Annotated in this window: 19 protein-coding genes; 8 read left to right on the top strand and 11 right to left on the bottom strand. The window is 45.0% G+C overall.

Going from position 1 to position 20600, the window contains the following annotated elements; translation table 11 throughout:
• Positions 1-12: 12 nt before the first annotated feature.
• From SPL68_RS08985 to SPL68_RS09000, 4 genes are all read right to left on the bottom strand, one after another.
• The gene (locus SPL68_RS08985) at positions 13-636 is read right to left on the bottom strand and encodes a dUTP diphosphatase (protein ID WP_323814762.1); all 624 of its coding nucleotides are present in this window, start codon (positions 634-636) and stop codon (positions 13-15) included.
• Between the two features lie 11 nt (positions 637-647).
• Complete coding sequence (locus SPL68_RS08990; RefSeq protein ID WP_323814763.1) at positions 648-1439, bottom strand: TatD family hydrolase; 792 nt, start codon at positions 1437-1439, stop codon at positions 648-650.
• Between the two features lie 114 nt (positions 1440-1553).
• Positions 1554-1907 (bottom strand): PilZ domain-containing protein, encoded by a 354-nt coding sequence (locus SPL68_RS08995; RefSeq protein WP_062060497.1) that lies wholly within the window; start codon positions 1905-1907, stop codon positions 1554-1556.
• 68 nt (positions 1908-1975) lie between these two features.
• Entirely contained in the window at positions 1976-3016 is a 1041-nt protein-coding gene (locus SPL68_RS09000) for a DNA polymerase III subunit delta' (RefSeq protein WP_323814764.1), read from the bottom strand.
• 106 nt (positions 3017-3122) lie between these two features.
• Between SPL68_RS09000 and SPL68_RS09005 the strand changes: the two genes are divergently transcribed.
• Complete coding sequence (locus SPL68_RS09005; RefSeq protein ID WP_323814765.1) at positions 3123-3761, top strand: pseudouridine synthase; 639 nt, start codon at positions 3123-3125, stop codon at positions 3759-3761.
• Positions 3762-3765: 4 nt separating this feature from the next.
• Here SPL68_RS09005 and tmk read toward each other — a convergent pair whose 3' ends face one another.
• The gene (gene tmk, locus SPL68_RS09010) at positions 3766-4389 is read right to left on the bottom strand and encodes a dTMP kinase (RefSeq protein ID WP_323814766.1); all 624 of its coding nucleotides are present in this window, start codon (positions 4387-4389) and stop codon (positions 3766-3768) included.
• A 96-nt stretch (positions 4390-4485) separates the two neighbouring features.
• Between tmk and SPL68_RS09015 the strand changes: the two genes are divergently transcribed.
• Both SPL68_RS09015 and lpxH read left to right on the top strand, forming a co-directional pair.
• Positions 4486-4977 carry a peptidylprolyl isomerase gene (locus SPL68_RS09015; protein ID WP_323814767.1) on the top strand — a complete coding sequence of 164 codons (492 nt, stop codon included), beginning with the start codon at positions 4486-4488 and terminating at the stop codon, positions 4975-4977.
• A gap of 30 nt (positions 4978-5007) precedes the next feature.
• A complete protein-coding gene (lpxH, locus tag SPL68_RS09020) occupies positions 5008-5733 on the top strand; it encodes a UDP-2,3-diacylglucosamine diphosphatase (protein ID WP_323814768.1) in 726 nt (241 codons plus the stop codon).
• Between the two features lie 94 nt (positions 5734-5827).
• On the opposite strand, the gene SPL68_RS09025 is transcribed toward lpxH, so the two are convergent.
• From SPL68_RS09025 to SPL68_RS09035, 3 genes are all read right to left on the bottom strand, one after another.
• Positions 5828-6232, bottom strand: coding sequence for a LiaF transmembrane domain-containing protein (locus SPL68_RS09025; RefSeq protein WP_323814769.1), 405 nt, complete (start codon positions 6230-6232; stop codon positions 5828-5830).
• Between the two features lie 152 nt (positions 6233-6384).
• Positions 6385-8871, bottom strand: coding sequence for a glycoside hydrolase family 9 protein (locus SPL68_RS09030; RefSeq protein WP_323814770.1), 2487 nt, complete (start codon positions 8869-8871; stop codon positions 6385-6387).
• Positions 8872-9055: 184 nt separating this feature from the next.
• On the bottom strand, positions 9056-10585 hold the full coding sequence (locus SPL68_RS09035; protein WP_323814771.1) for a bifunctional GNAT family N-acetyltransferase/carbon-nitrogen hydrolase family protein: 1530 nt from the start codon (positions 10583-10585) through the stop codon (positions 9056-9058).
• Positions 10586-10890: 305 nt separating this feature from the next.
• Between SPL68_RS09035 and SPL68_RS09040 the strand changes: the two genes are divergently transcribed.
• From SPL68_RS09040 to SPL68_RS09060, 5 genes are read left to right on the top strand one after another with little or no spacing between them, the layout of a single operon-like run.
• Positions 10891-12081, top strand: a complete 1191-nt coding sequence (locus SPL68_RS09040; RefSeq protein ID WP_323814772.1) for an efflux RND transporter periplasmic adaptor subunit — start codon at positions 10891-10893, stop codon at positions 12079-12081.
• A 58-nt stretch (positions 12082-12139) separates the two neighbouring features.
• Positions 12140-12913, top strand: coding sequence for an ABC transporter ATP-binding protein (locus SPL68_RS09045; RefSeq protein ID WP_323814773.1), 774 nt, complete (start codon positions 12140-12142; stop codon positions 12911-12913).
• On the top strand, positions 12910-15327 hold the full coding sequence (locus tag SPL68_RS09050) for an ADOP family duplicated permease (RefSeq protein ID WP_323814774.1): 2418 nt from the start codon (positions 12910-12912) through the stop codon (positions 15325-15327). Before SPL68_RS09045 ends, SPL68_RS09050 begins: the two co-directional genes overlap by 4 nt.
• Positions 15328-15345: 18 nt before the next feature.
• On the top strand, positions 15346-16734 hold the full coding sequence (locus SPL68_RS09055; protein ID WP_323814775.1) for a sigma-54-dependent transcriptional regulator: 1389 nt from the start codon (positions 15346-15348) through the stop codon (positions 16732-16734).
• A 48-nt stretch (positions 16735-16782) separates the two neighbouring features.
• A complete protein-coding gene (locus SPL68_RS09060) occupies positions 16783-18138 on the top strand; it encodes a sensor histidine kinase (protein WP_323814776.1) in 1356 nt (451 codons plus the stop codon).
• Between the two features lie 112 nt (positions 18139-18250).
• Here the strand turns inward: SPL68_RS09060 and SPL68_RS09065 are convergent, their stop codons facing one another.
• The 3 genes from SPL68_RS09065 to SPL68_RS09075 form a co-directional block, all read right to left on the bottom strand.
• Entirely contained in the window at positions 18251-18862 is a 612-nt protein-coding gene (locus SPL68_RS09065; RefSeq protein WP_323814777.1) for a MiaE family protein, read from the bottom strand.
• Between the two features lie 61 nt (positions 18863-18923).
• A complete protein-coding gene (locus SPL68_RS09070) occupies positions 18924-19397 on the bottom strand; it encodes a DUF1289 domain-containing protein (protein ID WP_323814778.1) in 474 nt (157 codons plus the stop codon).
• 64 nt (positions 19398-19461) lie between these two features.
• Positions 19462-20475 carry an SMP-30/gluconolactonase/LRE family protein gene (locus SPL68_RS09075; protein WP_323814779.1) on the bottom strand — a complete coding sequence of 338 codons (1014 nt, stop codon included), beginning with the start codon at positions 20473-20475 and terminating at the stop codon, positions 19462-19464.
• Positions 20476-20600 lie beyond the last annotated feature (125 nt).

A 20600-nucleotide genomic window follows, 5' to 3' on the forward strand; every position in this document is an offset into this window, starting at 1 on the left:
ATTCAGGCACTTTTATTTCGTATATCGAGTTAAAAGTGCTTGGTAGAGTTCATCTTTGAATTCAGGCTTGGTGGCATCAAGGCTCTGCACCGCTTCAACCAAATGCTCGTTATCTTCACGGCCATCGTGCCAATGTTTGCGATAAGAGCCATCTTTATAGCCGTGATCCTGACGGAAAAAATTCAGCACATTTTTGCCCACATAACCGCGATACAACTGCTCAAAGCTCATACCAATTCCCGCCATCAAGCGCGCAAATAATCCGATATGAAACTGGCGATCACTTAAAGTAGCTGCGACAAATTTTTCCAGATCGAGACGGAAATCTTTTTCATCAGTCGCGATAGTCAATTCACGCTGGATTTTGACGATGATGTCATCCAAAGCAGTGCCTGATTGCAGTTCGATACTTAAACCAAAGTGCCAAATGTCGATCAACTCCAGTGCAACCTGCTCGGTATCCGGCGATTGTTTTTTCCACCACTTCCAGCCGTAGTGATCCATCAACTCGGCACACTCAACCCAAATCGCGCGGTACCATTCATAACCTTGTTGCTGCCAATTCGCCGTTACCTTGGTGTTCATTGCATCCTGTAATTCGAGCATGATTTTTATTTGCTGGGCTTGTGCAGACATATGTTCCAACCTTACTGAGGGAGATATTGTTTTGCTTTGCTAAATAAGCGGTAAAAGTTTTCGGTGGTTTTTTCGGCAAGTTCTTCGAGCGGGATTCCACGCACATCGGCTACAAACTGCGCCACTTCACGCACATATTTCGGTTCATTCGGTTTGCCGCGATAAGGAATGGGCGCAAGGTATGGTGAATCTGTCTCTACCAACAATCGATCAATTGGCATATTGCGCACCACATCACGAATCTGTTCGGCATTTTTGAAGGTGACGATACCGGAAATAGAAATGTAGTAATTCAAATCCAGCGCCGCTTTGGCCATATCCCAATCTTCAGTAAAGCAGTGCAACACACCACTACTTTCCAAACTGCCGTGCTCTTTGATCAACATTAATGTATCGGCTTTGGCCTCGCGTGTATGCACCACCACCGGCAGACCGATTTGCTTGCCAACGCTTAAATGCAGCGCAAAACTTTCATGCTGAATATCTTTGCTTTCAGTTTCGTAGTGATAGTCCAAGCCGGTTTCGCCCAAGGCGACAACCTTGGGCTGCGCAGCCCAATTCATTAACTGGGCTTCGGTCGCTGCGCCCTCTTTCACATCGCAGGGATGTACACCAACAGAGGCCACTACGCGCGGGTGCGCTTGGGCAATATCGATTACGGTTTGGATATTTTCCAAGCTGATGCCAATACATAGCATTTGCTGAATACCGCGCTCATGGGCGGCAGCAATCGCAGCGCTCAAATCACCGTTGTAAGGGTCAAGTTTGATTCGATCAAGATGGCAGTGGGAATCGATCAACATAGGGAATTTCCAAAATATCGGCTACAAAAACAACAAAGCCAGGAATGACCTGGCTGTGTAAACACTCAGTGGTGCGAATTTTACATGCTGCACTCATTACATGATATGGGCGTTTTACATGGTATGGGTAGGTTTGTCTGAGTTGAGCATACCGGCTAGATAGGTTTCGATTTTGTTGATGGCGGTATTATCCTGATCGCTAAACTGCACACCTATCCCCGCTGCACGGTTGCCCTGCGCACCTTTTGGTGTCACCCATACAACCTTGCCTGCAACCGGAATTTTTTCTGCCTCGTCCATTAAGCTCAACAACATAAACACTTCGTCGCCCAGCTTGTAGCTTTTGCTGGTGGGGATAAACATGCCGCCGTTTTTTACGAAGGGCATATAGGCTGCGTAGAGCACAGCTTTGTCTTTAATCGTGAGTGAAAGTATGCCGTTACGGGCACCACCGCCAATGGGTTGCATAAACAATCCTGTTTGTTGTTTTGTTAGTTCATAGACCTAATTGGCCGAAACACTAATAGATTAGCTCATTAGTGTCCAGACGCCATTGCACGATTCGTGCTGGCGCGCAATAAAGCACTCCAATCCAGTAATAATTCCTCTAATAACAATTGCTTATTGGGGTTTGCCCCGCTCAGCAGCTGCTTTTTGGAGAGCAGGATTTTCTCGATATAACGATGCAACAGCGACACATTGAGATGACTTAATCGGTCGCGCCACTCCACCGGTGCCTGTTCCATTTGCAGATCCTCAGCACCCACACGCCAGCGGGCAATACTGTGCAAGAGCCCTAAAAACCACTCCATAAACCCCTGCACATCGCCACTGTGCCATTGGGCCGCCAGCTCGATTGCCGATATTTGACCGAGACTTAAGCGCACAAACTGCTGCAACACCTGTTCGCGTTGTTCCAAGGCATCGCCCTGCAACAAGGCTAATGCACTCAAGGGCGCTCCGCGCGCGGCAACCAGCAGCTTTTCAGCATCAGCACTGCTACCGACCAATAGCGGCGACAGCCAATGCAACACCTGTTCGCTGCGCGGCATCGGGAATTTGCGCATCTGGCAGCGGCTGCGAATAGTCGGCAATACCGAGCTTGGGCTGTGAGCGACAAGAACCAACAAGGTATTGGCCGCAGGCTCCTCCAGAGATTTCAACAATGCATTGGCTGAATTGCCATTCATCGCCTCTGCTGGCTCGATAATCACAACCTTATAACCGCCCTGCTGCGCTGTCTTGCCGAGAGATTCGGTCAGCTCACGTACCTGATCCACTTTGATTGCTTTGCCCTCTTCTTCCGGCTCCAGCCAGATCAAATCCGGATGGGTTTGGGCTTTGTTCAATTCACAACCGCGGCATTTGCAGCAAGGCGTACCTTCAATCGGCGATTGACACAAAAGCAATTGCGCTAACGCATCTGCCAAATGGCGCTTACCGATTCCCTTGGGGCCAGCAATCATCATCGCGTGAGGCAATTTTTGGGCGGCGATCTGCTGCACCAACTGTTGCCACTCGCCCAACTGCCAAGGATAAGGATGTAAAGGAAAGACTTGTTGTGGGGAATCGCTCATGAATTACTCAGTGCCTGGAACAGAAGAGACAGACCAAAGATAAAGTTGGGCAAGCTTAGCAAATTTGCGATAATCCGCACCCACTTAATTCTGCTCAGGCGCGCCAATGACCGACTCCCAGCTCGACATTCTCTACCTCGACGAGGATCTGCTCATTGCCAACAAACCCGCCGGGCTGCTTTGTGTTCCGGGCAAAGGCCCTGACAAGCAGGACTGTCTTTACAACCGCGTGGTGAAATTTAACCCCAATGCGCGCATTGCGCACCGCTTGGATCAAGGCACATCCGGCATAGTGATGTTCCCGCTAAACTATCTCACTCTGAAAAATCTGACCCACAAGTTTGAAGCGCGCGAAATCCACAAGCGTTATATCGCCGTAGTTGAAGGATTGATGGAGGAAGATGAGGGCGAAGTGAAGTTGCCGCTGATTTGTGACTGGCCAAATCGCCCGCTGCAAAAAGTGTGTTTTGAAAGCGGCAAGGCAGCGCATACGCGCTATCAGGTAATCGAAAAAGATATAGAAAGAAACACTACTCGCGTGCTTTTGGAGCCGGTTAGCGGCCGAACTCACCAGCTGCGCGTTCATATGCTCAGCCTTGGTCACCCTATGTTGGGCGATGGGCTTTACGCCCCTGAAGATGTGCTCGCCAAAGCCCCTCGCCTGCTGTTGCACGCGCAAGAGCTGTGGCTTGACCACCCTATCACTGGCGCCCGGATTCACATCAAAGCAGCGCCGGATTTCTAATTACTCAACCAAGCAATCGAGTGAGCACCGCATCAATTTCGGCTTGCACCTCAGGTAAGGTTTTACCTGCATCTACCAGCGCATAACGCTCGGAAGCCGCTGCTGCACGCTGACGATATGCCGCTCTCACCTTCTCGAAAAACCCGATGGTTTCGCTTTCAAAACGATCCAGCTCTCCGCGTTGGCGCGCGCGATTTAAGCCCAGCTCAACATCAATATCCAAAATCAGGGTCAAATCGGGGCGCAAATCACCCTGAACTAGCTGTTCAAGTTGCTCGATGGTCGATTTGCTTAAGCCGCGCCCACCACCTTGATAGGCAAAGGTGGCATCGGTAAAGCGATCACTCAGCACCCAAGCACCGCGCGCCAGCGCTGGCTTAATCACTTGGGCCAGATGCTGTGCACGAGCGGCGAATACCAGCAGCAACTCAGCTGTTTCATCGACAGTTTCGTCACGCTTACTCAACAACAGACCACGAATTTCCTCAGCAAGCGGCGTACCACCCGGCTCGCGTGTCACAACCACTTCAATTCTGCGCGCCGTTAACCAATCCCGCACAAACGCTAAATTGGTGCTTTTTCCTACACCTTCCGTACCTTCAATTGTGAGAAATTTACCGCGCTGCATAGGCTTCACTTAATCAAAAAATTTAATGGGAATACGCATTCCTTCCCCTTCGGGGAGCGCGTATCATACCCGCTTTTTCCACAAGGGAGACTTAGCATGATCACTCTACACACCAACTACGGCGATATTGTTATCGAACTGGATTTTGACAAAGCGCCAAAAACTGCCGCCAACTTCAAACAATATGTTGAAGAAGGTTTTTATAACGGCACCATTTTTCACCGCGTAATAGATGGTTTTATGATTCAAGGCGGCGGCTTCACCGAAGATTTTGAGCAGAAAAAAACCCGCGACCAAATTGAAAATGAAGCAGATAACGGTTTGCAAAATCTGACCGGCACCTTGGCAATGGCGCGTACCAATGACCCACACAGCGCCACTGCACAATTTTTTATCAACGTAAAAGACAACAGCTTCCTGAATCACTCAGGTAAAAATGCATCCGGCTGGGGTTACTGCGTATTCGGTAAAGTAACCGAGGGCATGGACGTTGTGAACAAAATCAAAGGCGTAAAAACTGGTACTAAAGGCTTCCATCAAGACGTACCTAAAGAAGCTGTAATCATTCAAAGCGCTACGATTGCTTAATTAAGTATCGCTGAATAAGTACTACAGAATATGCACACGCTATTTATTTCAGATTTGCATCTTCATGAATCACGCCCGCAAATCACGCGGGCGTTTTTTCATTTCTTGCACACACAAGCAGTCAATGCGGATGCGTTGTATATCCTTGGCGACTTTTTTGATACCTGGATTGGCGACGATGACGATTCAGCACTTGCGCTAGAAGTTGCTAACGAACTACAACACGTACACACACGCGGCACAGCGATTTATTTTATTCATGGCAATCGCGATTTTTTATTAGGGAAAGATTACGCCGATAAAGCAGGTATGACTTTGCTGCCGGAAATCTCGACTATCGATCTCTACGGCACTCCCACACTGATAATGCACGGTGATGAACTTTGCACTGAGGATACCGAGTACCAACAATTCCGCGCAATGGTGCGCAGCCAACAATGGCAGCAACAAATTCTTTCTCAACCGCTCGCGGCTCGCCGCGCACTGGCTGCGCAACTGCGTGAAAAAAGCCAAAGCATGAACAGCCTTAAGTCAGGCGACATAATGGATGTCACTTCTACAGAAGTAGTGAATCAAATGCAGGCAGCAGGAGTAACTCGCTTAATTCACGGCCACACTCATCGCCCAGCGCGCCATGAATTAATCATCGATGGACAAACTGCGGAGCGAATCGTATTAGGTGATTGGCACGATTTTGGCTGGTGTATAAAAGCCAACCAAGAAAAACTTACTCTTGAGCGCTGGACTATTGCTTAACAAGTTCACGTTTTGCTCATCCGTAAATAACAACCCCACAAAAAAATAACCCCGCAAAAAAAGTGCGGGGTTATTCAGAGCACATCAGAAAATATTAGCTTCGATTGCGACTAGTCATCATATAAAGACCGCCGATAATAACGAAAACCGGCCACCAGACCCAAAATGACAAATCCAGCAAGAACATCAACGCAACAAAAATAATCGCCCCCGCTGACACCAATGAATTAGCCACATTCGCGCTTAATCCTTCCTTGCGATAATAACTAAATGCCTGCTGCAATGGCCCGATGGCCGCACACATAATTAAAAACGCCCACCAATTATGAAAATCCAAAAAGAACAACTCATAACCAAGATTACGCGCCAGCAACAACCCACCGATAACAACTACCGCCAAACCAACTGCCCAGCCTGAAGCAGATGACTTGGTAGAAGCTACTGATGGCGATGGAGCTGCAACGGGATGCTCTTCTTTGTTTTTTTCATCAATGGACATAAAAACTCCTTAACTGGAAAGTCATTGCAAACCTGCTGAAAGACTAGATGCTACCGCAGTAACTATTAAGACACCATACAGCGATATTGAGATTCACTCTTTCAACAAGTTTTATCAGACAGTTCTATTAAAGAGCTTATTACCTAAAAAATCTAATTCATCAACACATCTTCTGCTGCATTCACCAGAAAGATATAGCTGGCAGCCAAGTTGACTACGTATTCATTTTGCCCCCAGAAGAAAGGCCAATCCTCATGATTTTCGGGAAAATCTGGTTTCAAAATCAGAACACCAGGAACAATAGCGCCAGAAATAAAAGAGAAGTCTGCGCGGTTCATACCATAGGCTACTTCTTTTGAGCGAGCCCCTACATTTGAAACGAATGACAGGTTATGAGCAGGATGGGTACCATACAAATAATTCAGCCCTTGCAATACTGATTCACGCGTTACGAGCGAAGGAAACGCTTTGTGAATGTAGTAATTGTTGATCGCAAATTGAATTACCGCTCCATTGCCTGCCCAACCGCCTTCCGTGATAGGCACACCAAATGGGTTTTTCTTTTCTGTCACGCTTAATTCTTGTTGATAGATCTTTGCCTTGTTCTCTAATTCCGATTTAAAGCTGGCATTCATATATGGCATGGCACGCACAAACCATGATGCCATTGGCACAAACTCAACTTGCATGAGAGCTTTTTCAACTGCTTGCGCATATTGTTTTTCTCCCGTTGTAATCAGCAATTCGGTAGCCGCTTTTAACTGTTCATGCTCCAGCTTGCCTCCAGTTGTATTGCCATATTTGAAACTATCTGGTTGAGGTTTTGCCTGTTCGTCTGCCCATACTTTTTTCGCGGTCGCGATGCACTCTTTCGCCAGCGCATCATTAAACCCCTTTAGTGCACGGCTCGCGGCAGCAAGTGCAGCGGCAGAACCATAATTGAGCGATGATGACTTGCTGGTAAATGCCCAGCGATCATCAAACTTGCCACTTTTAAAACCATCAGTCTCAAGTTCACTCATTTTGGGGTCGTAGATTAAGTTATCTGTTTTGGTAACACCGTCGCCCAAGTGGTGATATTGATCAATATGCGCTTCTACAGTGCCGGGAATTGCGTGCCCTACAGCGCGATGCTGAGCTATTAAAGCTAAGGTACCGTGCTCTATTTGCTGCAATATATCTGGCTTACCATCCGCAGTGTGAAGATCAACAAATTTACTTTCGTAATCTACTTTGGTGGTATCACGCGTTAATTTAAAAGCTTCCCATGCAACAACTAAAGTATTCACCACCGCATACTGGGTTTGAGTTCGAATATCGTAATCACCTGCATCGTACCAACCACCAATGTTTAACCCGGGTATATGCTCGCCCGGCTTAAATTTTGTATCAGTTGTTGGCCCTTGGGCATACAAGTCAAAATGCTCATGATTAACAGGTGCCTGCAAAGCATCATCCAAATGAGATGCACCATGCCAAATACGATAGGACTCATTTACGGTGACATGATCCATTTGCACAGGTAAATACATATCCAATGTCGGATGCCATGCATTTTGATATACAGATTTACCAATACGGAAGCTGTGCGTCTCTTGACTGCCATAGGTAATGACGTACAAACCAGATTCTTGCACCTTACTGAAATCAAACTGATGATATTCATAGCGCAAATACTTGCCCCAGTGTTTTGGCTTCTGGCTAAGTATGGTTTTGCGTGCTCCGTCTGCATTAATTTTTATTAAGTTTGCCTTCTGGATTTTTTTATCATTTGCATCCAGCTCAATCACTGCTATTTTTTTCTGAGAAGGATGATAGCCCACCTGAGAATGAGCAATCATCGGTTCGCGAATCCAGTTATTAACGGTTGCCGCATCAATTTGCCATTCAATAACGATTCCCGTTTTGTTTGCAGGAATTTTACTGCGCAACACATACCAACCATTCTGAGCCTTTCCACGACCATCGTATAATTCCAGTGGTACTTCTGTAGAGCTAATACTTATACGATGCTCAATATCCTCTGGCGCCAACACCAAGTGTTGACCTACCGCTAACGCAGCAGGATCAGCCTTTCCATTAATTTCTTTTAAACCACTTGGATAGCGAGGAAAAGTTCCTGCCGAACCATCCATTAAAAAAGATTTATGAAAATAAGCTGCTGGCAAAAACTCCAAATTGAAACCCGCCTTACCTTCAAGCGATTTGGGTAAAGACTTAGGAATATTTACAGTTAAACGAACCCCTGCCGCGTTTTTAGCAACCTTTATAGAAAAATCAAATTGATAATCGGGATAATGCAAAAAAGCCTCAATCGATTGCTCTTCTCGATTGACCTTTCGCTCCTTAAATAGTGGGGTTAAATCCCACTGCTCGGGCGTCGCATTCACACGCACATCGCCATTGGTTACAGTGCGCTCACCGTGGTGAATTAACTCCACTCCGCTCGTTTTAGAATCGCTAAAAAGCCCGTCATACCAGTTGCTAAACACCAGCACATTTAAACCGGGCTTTTCAAAGTAATCCTTATCATTGAGGCGTAAGTTATCTTTTGCCGAAGCGGATAATGAGAGAGTGGAAAACAGAAGAATAGAAAAGATAGCGAGTAAACCTCGCCCACGACCGAATTGATATCTCATGTGCATCTCCAGAATTATTATTTGAGCCTGAAAACAAGCCGATTAATAGACTAGATACACGCTGATTACTAGTATACAAGATTTACATTTAATAACGGATCATCAGTCATATGATGACACACCGACAATTTCGATGTGTCGCTCCTTGAGCACTAGCAGGGAACATCCCTCAGTGAGCTACCAGTTAATTGGTATCGCTCAACAACCGCAGCTCATACAAGTCTTTGCGTCTATCACGCATGGTATGCACTGAACCATGAGAGTGTAATTTTTTAAGCAAATCCATATTCACATCCACAATCAAAGTCATCTCTGAATTGGGAGTGGCTTCCGATTTAATACCGGTAGCCGGAAATGAAAAATCAGAGGGAGTAAAAAGCGCAGACTGCGCATATTGAATATCCATATGATTCACACGCGCCAAATTTCCTACTGCACCTGCGATTGCAACATAACACTCGTTTTCAATCGCTCTTGCCATAGCACAGTGTCGAACGCGCGTGTATCCACTTTGAGTATCGGTTAAGAAAGGCACAAATAAAATATTCATGCCTTGATCAGCCAGCAAGCGGCTGTACTCGGGAAACTCAACGTCGTAGCAAATAATAATGCCGATTTTTCCGCAGTCAGTATCAAATACACGAATATGCTGCCCGCCAGTCATCGCCCAGTTGCGAACTTCGGCAGGGGTATTATGAATTTTATCGTAGCGCTCCCAAGTACCATCGCGACGACATAAAAATCCGGAGTTATACAGCTTTTCGTTATCCATCAAAGGCATGCTGCCCGAGATAATATTGATGTTGTAGCTGATGGCCATTTCAATGAACTTATCCCGAATTGCCTCACTGTAAATCGCCAACCCACGGATAGATTCGGTAAAACTCAAGTGGTTGAATTCAGCCATTAGCGGAGCACTGAACAGCTCGGGAAATAGAATAAAATCACTTTTATAATCTGATACCGCATCAACATAAAATTCCATTTGCTCGAATAACTCTTCAAGCTTATCCATTCTGCGCATTTTCCATTGCACCAAACCAATACGCACCTCACTGCGTTCAGCATTAATCAATTTGGGGGATTTGGTGTAATACACATTGATCCATTCAATCAATGTCGCACACTCTTTAGATTCTTTATCGCCAGCCAAATAAGCGGTCAACACTTTGCGAACGTGGAAATCATTCGCCAATTGAAAACTTAACACCGGGTCGTAAATTTCTCTGGCTTTTACTTTGGCAATGTAGGTTTTTGCGTTCATCTCGTGCGCATGTGCTGCATAGCCTGGCATACGCCCACCCGCGATAATGGCTCGCAGGTTCAGATTTTCACACAGTTCTTTGCGTGCAGCGTAGAGTCGTCTTGCCAAACGCAGGCCGCGATATTCGGGATGAATAAAAACTTCAATTCCGTACAGCACATCACCCACCGGATCATGTGTTGAGAACTTTAAATTGTCGGTAATTTGGTCGTAGCTGTGATCATCTCCAAATTGCTGATAGTCGATGATGAGTGAAAGCGCACACCCAACTACTTTGCCATCTACACAGACACAAATTTGTCCTTCAGGAAATTTCGTCAGCAATCGGCCTATAACCTTTTCATCCCAACTGGCCAAAGCAGAATCGGGATATACCTCATTACAAGCGACTTTTAACTCAAACATGTCCTGATGGGAAAGATGACGAATTTCAATATGATGAGCTTCCATTTTGCACCTTGCATTAGAGTGACTGAATTTTAAGCGGTACACCGAAGTCTAGCAGAAGTGAGCACATGCAGGTGTCCCAATTTCGCTACAGAAACAATCAAATAGCATCTCAAAAACAGAACAGTTTTACTTTTAAATACTTCCATAGATTTTGTAATTTATTGTTTTCACTATAAAAAATATATCTGGCTCAGTTACTGCTCTATAAACACCATCAACAGTATCAGAGCAGTTAAGAAGTGGACATCATTCGTTGTCAGCCTAACAAGCAAATCAAATCAATCTGGCTTCTTGCCGGATTTTTAATGTGTGTTTTTATAGGATACGGCGTTATTCCCTTATACAGCCCATCCGATTTTAAAGTTGACCGACATACGCTTCGATTGGCGAAAGTTAATCAGGGTAGCTTTGATATTGTCATTCGTGCACCGGGCGCACTGGTACCGATCAATGTTCGCTGGTTGGCTGCAGAAACCAATGGCCGCGTTGAGCAGGTTTTAGTCAAGCCTGGCGCTCAGGTTAAAACCGGTGATCTGATTGCAGAGTTGAGTAATCCTGAATTGGAACAAGCTTACGACGATTTACACTGGGATCTTGAAGCCATGCAAGCGCAAACAAGTGCGGAAATAAAAGATATGGAATCTGCGCTATTAGATCAACGCACGATTGAATTGGAAGCAAAAGGTCTATTCCAAACCTCCGAATTAAACCTGAATGCGCAAATATATTTACGTGAACGCAATCAGGGATCCATATCTAAAATTGAATTTGAATCAAGTCAAATGCAAACAGCCCAACGCAAAGAACGCTGGCAGATCGAGCAAAGCCGCACCAAAAGCATGGAAGAAAATGTTGTAGTGCAAGTAATTGCTAAAAAAGCACGTTTGAAAAAGCTGCAAAAACAAATTGAGCGCGCAAGGGAGCAAGTTGAACAACTACAGGTTCGCGCAACTATGGATAGCGTTGTACAAGAAGTAGCCATAGAGCCAGGCCAACAACTGGCACTAGGAGCAAACATTGCCAAGCTAGTACAACAAGATCAATTGATTGCACGCATGCTGGTTCCTGAAATTCAAATCCAACAAGTCGCCTTAGCCCAAACAGTGAGTATTGATACCCGTAATAATCGTATTACCGGTGTTGTCTCGCGCATATCGCCTTCAGTGATGAATGGCACTGTAGAAGTGGATGTTGAACTCACAGAACCTTTACCTACTGATGCCCGCCCGGATTTAACCATAGATGGGGAAATTATGGTGGCCGCTTTGAGTAATGCGCTATTTGTAGAGCGCCCTGCTTACTCACAAAATTATCGCGCGATGCGAGTATTCAAGCTTTCAGAAGATGGAAATTTTGCAGATAAAGTCCCGGTAGAATTTGGTCGCGGGTCTGCCAGCAAAATCGAGATTGTCAGCGGCCTTAATCCAAGCGATCAAATTATTGTCTCTGACCAATCGGAGTTGGATGGCTATTCAAGAATCTATTTAGCCAACTAATCATTAGGTTATTTTTAAAAGTTCCACCACATATTTTTATAAAAATGGAGTTATGTATATGAATAAGCCACTCATTAATATGGATGCTATTAAAAAAATATTTATTACGGATGATATGGAGACTCATGCGCTCAGTAATATCAATTTAACGATTAAGCAAGGAGAGTATGTTTCCATTACCGGGCCTTCAGGCTGTGGAAAATCCACACTTCTATCAGTAATGGGGCTTTTGGATAGCTCATCTGCGGGAGCTTATTATTTGTCCGATGTGCTCGTCAGCGATTTAAACAGCAAAGTGCGCAGCCAGATTCGCAATAAAGAAATAGGTTTTATCTTTCAATCATTTAATTTGATTAGCGATATGACAGTACAAGAAAATGTGGAGCTGCCGCTCACTTATCGCAATGATTTAACCAGACAACAACGCAAAGATATGGTGGAAAATGCTCTTGCTGCAGTAGGTATGCATCATAGAGTTAATCATTATCCGGCCCAGTTGTCAGGTGGTCAGCAGCAGCGCGTGGCCATTGCGCGCGCGATTGCAGGGAAACCATCTCTGCTGCTAGCAGACGAACCCACTGGCAATCTGGATTCGAAAAACGCGGCAGATGTAATGACACTGCTGGATGAGCTCCACGCAAAAGGCGCCACCATTTGCATTGTCACTCACGATCCGCGATCCGCTCACCGTGCACACCGAATAGTACAAATGATGGATGGAAAAATTGTCAGCGATATTTCCAGTGATGCCCCCATACATAATGTATTGCAATCGGATGAACGTTTAACATCATCACCGGAAACAAAAATCCATTTGGCAGGTGCAATATGAGCCTGCTTCTCGATATTAAGTACACATTACGTATTTTATTAAAAACGCCCGGTTTTACTGCGCTCACTATAGCGGTAATGACAATTGGGCTTGGCGTTTCAATTTTTATGATGTCGGTTGTGAATGCGTTCGTCTTTCGCCCGCTGGATTTTAAAGACGGTGAGCGATTAATGTTTATAAATCGATTGGTAGATAAACGCGTTCAACAAACGCTCTTGCATGATTATCAAAAGATTAAATCCGAAAGCCAAAGTTTTGAATTGGTAGTTGCCTTTGGTTCTGAAACAGCGGTTTTATCTGACGGGGTTAAATCCATTCGCTATCAAGGTATTTACGCTGGGGATGATTTTTTTGAATACACGGGTGTGGTGCCCCTGCTAGGGCGAACCTTAACAAATAATGATCAACAGATTGGCAGCCTTCCTGTGGTAGTGATTGGCTATGACCTTTGGCAAAATTATTTTGATGCAGACAGCGCAATTATTGGAAAAACAGTTCAGATCAATCGCGAGAAGGTTGAAGTTGTTGGCGTTATGCCCAAGGGATACGTATTTCCTTTTAACAATCAAATATGGCTTCCATTAAAGAAAGACGCTCATCAATTCTCCTTAAAAAATTCCCCTTTGATTCGTTTACTTGCAAAAGCAAAACCAGGGATTTCTGCAGCTGAAGCCGAACTGGAACTGCAAACCATTTATGCCAACAGTACCGACTTGCGCATTAATCCACAGCAAAACCTAAGCGCCAGAATCGATCTTTATAAACGTGAACTTTCCAGAAACAATATTAATATTTTTTATTTAATGCTGAGCTCAGGTTTTTTTGTTCTGGCATTGAGCTGCATCAACGTAGGAAACTTATTACTCGCCCGCGCCAATATGCGCTCAAAGGAAATCGCCATTCGTGTAGCCTTGGGCGCTCAGCGCACGCGGCTCATCAGCCAAATGATGTGGGAAAGCCTATTTATCTGCGGAATCGGTGGCTTATTAGCAATTCTATTTGCCGGTTGGGGGTTAGATGCAGTAACCCAATTTTTTATGAAGCGGAGTACTGACGGCATTCCTTTTTTTGCAGTGATGAGCCTTAGAATGGAAGATGTCATTAATGCTCTTGCTGTTATTGTAATAACCGCACTGGTAACCGGTTTTATTCCAGCTTGGAAAGCATCGGGAAGAAACTTTAATGCCGTATTAAAAGATGCAGCAAAAACATCACTGGGAAAAACGGCGGGATTCATCAGTAAAATTCTGGTGACAGTTGAAATTGGGCTTTCATGCGCATTGATGGTGATAGCAGGCATTATTTCCATATTGATTTATCATGCCGTCGCAGAAGGATATGGTATGAATATCAATAATTTTTTAACCGCGCGCGTCAACCCGCCGCCAAGTGTTTACCCCCAAGGACCAGCGCAGACCGGATACTACAATCGCCTGCTAATGGACATAAGCAATATTTCCGGTGTTGAGAAAGCGACATTAATGTCGCACGTACCAACTGAATTTTTACCTGCCAGCGGTATTCAACCCGAGGGGCAAGAGTTCCCTACTTCTGCATTTCCTCAGGCGCATTTGGTACAGGTTTATCCAAACACGTTTGAAACCTTATCAATTCCATTACTGGAGGGGCGCTTGCTGGATGAACGCGATAACGAAAACTCACCCAAAGTAGCCGTCATTTCTGATGAGTTCGCCAACAAAATATGGCCGGAAGAATCACCTATTGGCAAACGCATTCGCATCGCCAGTAGCATACAAACCATGCCCGACAACTGGATGACCGTCGTAGGTGTTGTGCCACAATTAATGCAAGGTAGTCTGTTTGGTTCTGAACAGGAACCGACCGTTTATGTTCCCTTTGCACAAATGCCACGCGATGCTATGGCGATTGTGTTAAAAACCCGTTCTGATCCTAATCTTTTCCAACAACCACTCGCCAGAGTGTTACACAACATTGACCCCAATTTACCCATGTACCGGTTTGCAACTTTAACCGCACAAGCCGAAAACAATCGCGTGTTGCTTGATTTAATGGAGCGTATTTTTTTCTTATTTGCCATTTGCTCATTAGTAATGGCGGTAAGCGGCATATATGGGGTGATGGCAAATCATATCGAACAACGCACGCAAGAATTGGGAATTCGCCGCGCGCTCGGCTCACCAGACACCCGAATACTTTTATTATTCAGCCGCCAAAGCGCATTACAATTAATCACAGGATTTGCACTGGGCCTTCCACTCGCTTACTTTATGAGCCGGAGTTTTATTAAGACGATTGGTGCAGAAAATCAGCTTCATCTACTGGCGTATATATTGGTTCCTATAATTATCACCGTCGCTGTATTTGTCGCCACATGGATACCCTTACAGCGCATACTACGCATGGAACCCGCACTGGCATTGCGATACGAATAATTTATCCGGACTCTATAAATGGCAAATGTATTAATCGTCGATGATGATGACGCTATCTTGGCTGCGTTAAAAATCTTACTGAAACACGATCAACATCAGGTTGTATTAGCAAAAAGCCCGCGCGCCGCATTGGAGGCGCTCAGGCAAACAGCAATTGACCTTGTGTTGCTGGATATGAATTTTACCCACGATACTACCTCGGGTAGCGAAGGACTGGATTTAATTAGCCAATGTAAATTATTAAATCCCGATATTCCGCTAGTAGTGATGAGTGGCTGGGGGTCAATTGAACTTGCCGTAAAATCCCTGCAGCAAGGAGCGAGCGATTTTATTGAAAAGCCCTGGGATAACGAACGCCTTCTGCACATTATTCGTACCCAAGCGAGCATTCGCGAACAACAGCGCGTGCAGACCGCACTGATCATCGAAAATAAACTGCTCAACCAACAAGTGGCAGCAAAAAACATCCAACAACTCCGTACGCGATCCCCCGCAATGCAAATAGTGCTGGATACAATTCAGCGCGTTGCTGCCAGCGATTTAAATGTTTATTTTTCCGGTGAAAATGGCACAGGTAAAAGCATGCTGGCTCATTATATTCACCAACAGTCGGCACGCAAAGACCAGCGGCTAGTAGCGATTAATATGGGCGCAATAGCCGAGTCGTTATTTGAGAGCGAAATGTTTGGCCATGTAAAAGGCGCCTTTACCGATGCACGCGACACTCGTATCGGTCGATTTGAATTGGCGAACAAAGGCAGTTTGTTTTTGGATGAAATTGGCAATATCCCACTAAGCCAGCAGGCGAAACTATTGCGCGTGCTTGAAGAGCGCCAATTTGAAAGACTGGGATCATCGGAAACAATCACTGCCGATGTACGCTTGATTTCTGCCAGCAATGCCAATATCCAAACAATGGTAGCGGAAGGCAGTTTTCGTCAGGATCTTTTGTATCGGCTCAATACCGTTGAAATTCGCGTGCCTTCTCTGCGTGAACGCCGCGAAGATATAGACGATCTTTGCAATCAATTTTTGGAAGCTGCCTGTCTGCGTCATCGTCGCCCGCCAGCAGAATTAACTGTAGAAGCGCGGCACAAACTTCATACCTATGATTGGCCGGGGAATATTCGCGAGTTACAACATGTACTTGAACGCAGCCTTATTTTAAGTGATAACGGAAAAATCGATACCGATGTGTTAATGCTTGAAACTTCTGAAAGCACACAAAATGCTATGACCAATACACTCTATGACGCGTACAACAATAGCACTTTGGACGAAATTGAAAAAAATATTATCGAAGCAAGAATTTTATTGCAGGCGGGCAATATGTCGAAAGCTGCCAGTTCTCTGGGGTTGAGCCGCAGTGCGTTTTATCGCCGACTAGAAAAACTGCAAATTCGCTAAACATTCCCTGATCACAAAACCGATGAAAAAATAGTAATAAAAAATTAAATGAAAAAACGCCCTGTTGAATACATTCAAACTCGCGCCCCACTTTTGGCAAGCGTTCCACTAACCTGCTTTACGATCTGGCTGTGTGTTCAACAGGGGTTATCACCCTATTTCATTGCCATTCTGTGCTTATTACAACTCACTCTGGTTGGTTACGCCATTTACATCATACGCTTTGAATTAACCTATCGCCTACGGAGTTTAACTTCTGTGGTCGATGCCATGCTGCAGGGAGACTTCTCACTTAAAGCTCGTCAGGAGCTAACCTCCTCCGGTTTAAGTGGCTTGGCCGATAGTATCAATACACTCTCTCATGAGCTCTCCAGTCATAAGCTCGCCAATGTAGAAAAACGTGCACTACTGGAAAAAATCATTACCCAAATTAATATAGGCGTGATCACCGCAGATGATAAAAATACTATTACGGTGATGAACAATGCCGCTGTACAGATGTTAAATATTGAGCAGCCCAATGCAATCAAAAATCTGCAACAACTGAACCTCTCACTACCGAATTGCTCTCCCACCAAAGAATTGATTAATCTGCACACAAATGGAAAATCTAAAAAGCTCTACATCCAAGTCGATAAATTTCGTGAATTTGGCAGCGAGCAAACACTGATTCTGCTAACAGACATGAACCATTTACTGCGTCAGGAGGAATTAAAATCATGGGAGGGATTAGTGCGAGTCATTAGTCACGAGATTAATAATTCGCTCGCGCCTATTGCATCCTTGAGCCAATCCCTAATTGATATTGTTAAACACAGCAACATTGCCAGCGCACAGGGCGCTGATATTACAGAGGGGGCAAACATTATTTATGACAGAGCCAAATCCCTGACAGAATTTATTGCCCGTTATCGTGACCTGACGCAGTTAAAAAAGCCACAATTGAAAAATATCGATATACAGTCGCTAGTGAGTCCACTCTTGCCATTGTTTTCCGGGCAAAGAATTTTACTGCGGGGAGAAGTAGATTTGGTGTGTGCGCTGGATTCAGCACAGCTCAAGCAAGCACTGATTAATCTTTTGAAAAATGCAGTAGAGGCTATGCAACACCCGGATGCGAGCGATCCATCGGCAGCAATTATTATCAATGTAGCAAAAGTCGCAGCTCAATCCTCCCCTTCTGCCTCTGTCTTCCTGCGCATCGACATACTGGATTCCGGTTGCGGCATTCGCAACAACCAGAATCTGTTCATTCCTTTTTACACAACCAAAGCACAAGGCTCAGGGATTGGCTTGGCATTGAGTCAGCAAATTATTGAATTGCATAACGGCAGCCTGCAGATTTTCAATCGTGATGACACCAAAGGCTGTTGTGCCCGTATAGAACTGCCGCTAACGAAATAAAACCAGGATGACTGCTTGTAAAAGCATTTCTCTTACGTTTTCTTAACCGTAAGTAGATCCTGCAACTACTGTTTTTTCTCCTGTGTAATACTTCAATCCGCAGTTTGCAAATTTACACTGCACTAAGAGTTCCTGAATGAAAACGGAACTCTTCATCAACACCTTCGATCAAAGTCTTTTCCAGCGCCAGAAATTCCTGCACACGCGCAGAAATATCCTTACCCTCTGCCGCACGTTTGGCGAGTGTTAAATAATCTTCGTAGTGACGCGATTCAGACTTAAGAAGAGAAAGATAAAACTTTTGCAATTCTTCATCTAAAAATGGAGCGACCTTGGCAAAGCGCTCACAGGAGCGCGCTTCAATTATTGCGCCACAAATAAGCGTATCGATATAGCGGCCAGGCTCCGAGGTGCGAACCAATTTACGCAATTCACCTGCATAACGGCCGGGGGTAATTTGCTCGTAGGCAACACCTCTTGCCTCCATAATCGCCATGACTTGCTCGTAGTGTCTCAACTCTTCACGCGCGAGACGCGACATTTTATTCATCATGTCAAAGTCGCCTACGTAGCGGAACATCAAATTAATGGCAGTCGATGCAGCTTTTTTCTCGCAATTGGCGTGATCGAGCAATAACAGCGCTTGATTATCAAGGGCATTCTTCACCCAGGCATCAGGGGTTTCGCAATGTAAAAATTGTTGGATTCTAGCGACGGCATTCATAGTGATGGACTACTTTGTAAGTCAAGTTTTTATGAGTCAGAACTTGTAAGTTAAGAATATGTTAATCAAGATTTTCAACAGAGATAAAACACGGAGAAATATAGCGTTCATAATGCGCACAGCTTAATGCGTAATAGTCTTTATCGATGTTATCGCGAATAATAGCTAGTGATGTGCCTTGCCATGCGGGCTGCAACGCTAGTCCGTATGCAGATAAACTCTGAATTTGGCTCGCGCCTGCGCGCAGCAAATCAAAAACCCAACAGTAAGGATTTTGCTCCTGTTTGAATTGGATTTGCTGATGTTGGATTTGCGTTAGTAAAACTTTTTCATCCAAAATTTGAATCATGTTTTGCACAATTTGCGCAAGAAAAGTTTCCAAGCGCTGTGCGATCAACAGTTTTTGCTCATGTGTGTAACTATTCCAGTCAATCACCTCATGACCAAAACGTTTGCATCCGCGGCAGACACTATCGCCAATGCCGGTGGAACAGATTCCCACACAGGGAGTTTTGACACGTTTTAATACAAGCATAAGTTTTCGTTGTTACAGACGAATCATTAGTCATAAATGATCCGCCTTGATGATCAGATAAAAATTAATAGGCTGAGCCAGTAACGGCGAGTTCAATTTTCCACAGTGAGCCTGCTCCTGTCAGGTAAAGCGTTTTTCCTTCCACACCACCAAACGCAGCATTCGTCAGGTTTGCATCTGTTGTCGCCTGTGCGATTTGCTCACCAGCAGGCGTATATACACGCAACTGACGCGCGAGATGCTCAGTCAAATAAATATTCCCCAAACAATCTACTGCCATGCCATCTGGGATAGAAATACCTGTCACCAAATCCTTACCTGCTTGCGGTACACCATTAACAATCGGATAAGCACGCAACACACCCTGCTCACCACCGCCGTTTACATAAAGCACATCTTCTGCTGGCGATAACGCAATCCCGTTCGGATTGGAAATAGTGTCATCAACCAACGTCACAGTGCCGTCAGTTGCTACGCGATACACACCGGTTTTTTCCTGGCCGCCGGGCGCAGCATCGCGCTGAAAATCGGGGTCGGTAAAGTAAATGGTTCCATCTGCCGCAATGGCAATATCGTTAGGTGAATTAAAAGGATTGCCATTATATTGATCAACAATTGGTGCGCGCTCACCCGTTGCAGGGTTGAATAGCGAAAGACCTTTGTATTTATGCGTGCCCGCAACAATTAAACCTTTGTTATCGACAGCCAAACCATTGCTGCCCGAATCATCAATTGCAGTTGTGACAGTGCCATCTGCATTTAATTTTTGAATGCGCGATGAAAAACCATTGGTGAATACAAAATCAGAAAAATACAGTGAATCATTGATCCACACAGGCCCTTCAAACAAGCCAGGCTCGGTACGGGTGGTGTTGACGGCATCGATACGAACCGGAGTCAAATCACCTGCAGGTGCAACGCCCTCACAAGCTACAGTAGAAACAGATAAAGCTTCCGATGAAATCGCAACTGCACTGACTGCCGGAACTTCAGCTGCCTTTTTCTCGCAGCCCATCAGCGTAGCTAGCAAACCAACCATCAAACTTGAAACAACCAATCTATTTTGTATAGCGCTCATAGTGTCCTCATTCTTATCAGCCGAAGCCATTTTTATCATTGCCGTAGTTCATGTCTGACCTTTCAAACAAGTCTGCCACCTTATCACAATCACCTTTAAATACCGATTCCTGCCCTGCATCATGC

This window comes from Cellvibrio chitinivorans (assembly GCF_035117775.1).
Classification (GTDB): domain Bacteria; phylum Pseudomonadota; class Gammaproteobacteria; order Pseudomonadales; family Cellvibrionaceae; genus Cellvibrio; species Cellvibrio chitinivorans.

Coding starts and splice junctions, on each gene's coding strand:
- SPL68_RS08985 (WP_323814762.1), bottom strand. CDS start 636: ATGTCTGCACAAGCCCAGCAAATAAAAATCATGCTCGAATTACAGGAT.
- SPL68_RS08990 (WP_323814763.1), bottom strand. CDS start 1,439: ATGTTGATCGATTCCCACTGCCATCTTGATCGAATCAAACTTGACCCT.
- SPL68_RS08995 (WP_062060497.1), bottom strand. CDS start 1,907: ATGCAACCCATTGGCGGTGGTGCCCGTAACGGCATACTTTCACTCACG.
- SPL68_RS09000 (WP_323814764.1), bottom strand. CDS start 3,016: ATGAGCGATTCCCCACAACAAGTCTTTCCTTTACATCCTTATCCTTGG.
- SPL68_RS09005 (WP_323814765.1), top strand. CDS start 3,123: ATGACCGACTCCCAGCTCGACATTCTCTACCTCGACGAGGATCTGCTC.
- tmk (WP_323814766.1), bottom strand. CDS start 4,389: ATGCAGCGCGGTAAATTTCTCACAATTGAAGGTACGGAAGGTGTAGGA.
- SPL68_RS09015 (WP_323814767.1), top strand. CDS start 4,486: ATGATCACTCTACACACCAACTACGGCGATATTGTTATCGAACTGGAT.
- lpxH (WP_323814768.1), top strand. CDS start 5,008: ATGCACACGCTATTTATTTCAGATTTGCATCTTCATGAATCACGCCCG.
- SPL68_RS09025 (WP_323814769.1), bottom strand. CDS start 6,232: ATGTCCATTGATGAAAAAAACAAAGAAGAGCATCCCGTTGCAGCTCCA.
- SPL68_RS09030 (WP_323814770.1), bottom strand. CDS start 8,871: ATGAGATATCAATTCGGTCGTGGGCGAGGTTTACTCGCTATCTTTTCT.
- SPL68_RS09035 (WP_323814771.1), bottom strand. CDS start 10,585: ATGGAAGCTCATCATATTGAAATTCGTCATCTTTCCCATCAGGACATG.
- SPL68_RS09040 (WP_323814772.1), top strand. CDS start 10,891: ATGTGTGTTTTTATAGGATACGGCGTTATTCCCTTATACAGCCCATCC.
- SPL68_RS09045 (WP_323814773.1), top strand. CDS start 12,140: ATGAATAAGCCACTCATTAATATGGATGCTATTAAAAAAATATTTATT.
- SPL68_RS09050 (WP_323814774.1), top strand. CDS start 12,910: ATGAGCCTGCTTCTCGATATTAAGTACACATTACGTATTTTATTAAAA.
- SPL68_RS09055 (WP_323814775.1), top strand. CDS start 15,346: ATGGCAAATGTATTAATCGTCGATGATGATGACGCTATCTTGGCTGCG.
- SPL68_RS09060 (WP_323814776.1), top strand. CDS start 16,783: ATGAAAAAACGCCCTGTTGAATACATTCAAACTCGCGCCCCACTTTTG.
- SPL68_RS09065 (WP_323814777.1), bottom strand. CDS start 18,862: ATGAATGCCGTCGCTAGAATCCAACAATTTTTACATTGCGAAACCCCT.
- SPL68_RS09070 (WP_323814778.1), bottom strand. CDS start 19,397: ATGCTTGTATTAAAACGTGTCAAAACTCCCTGTGTGGGAATCTGTTCC.
- SPL68_RS09075 (WP_323814779.1), bottom strand. CDS start 20,475: ATGAGCGCTATACAAAATAGATTGGTTGTTTCAAGTTTGATGGTTGGT.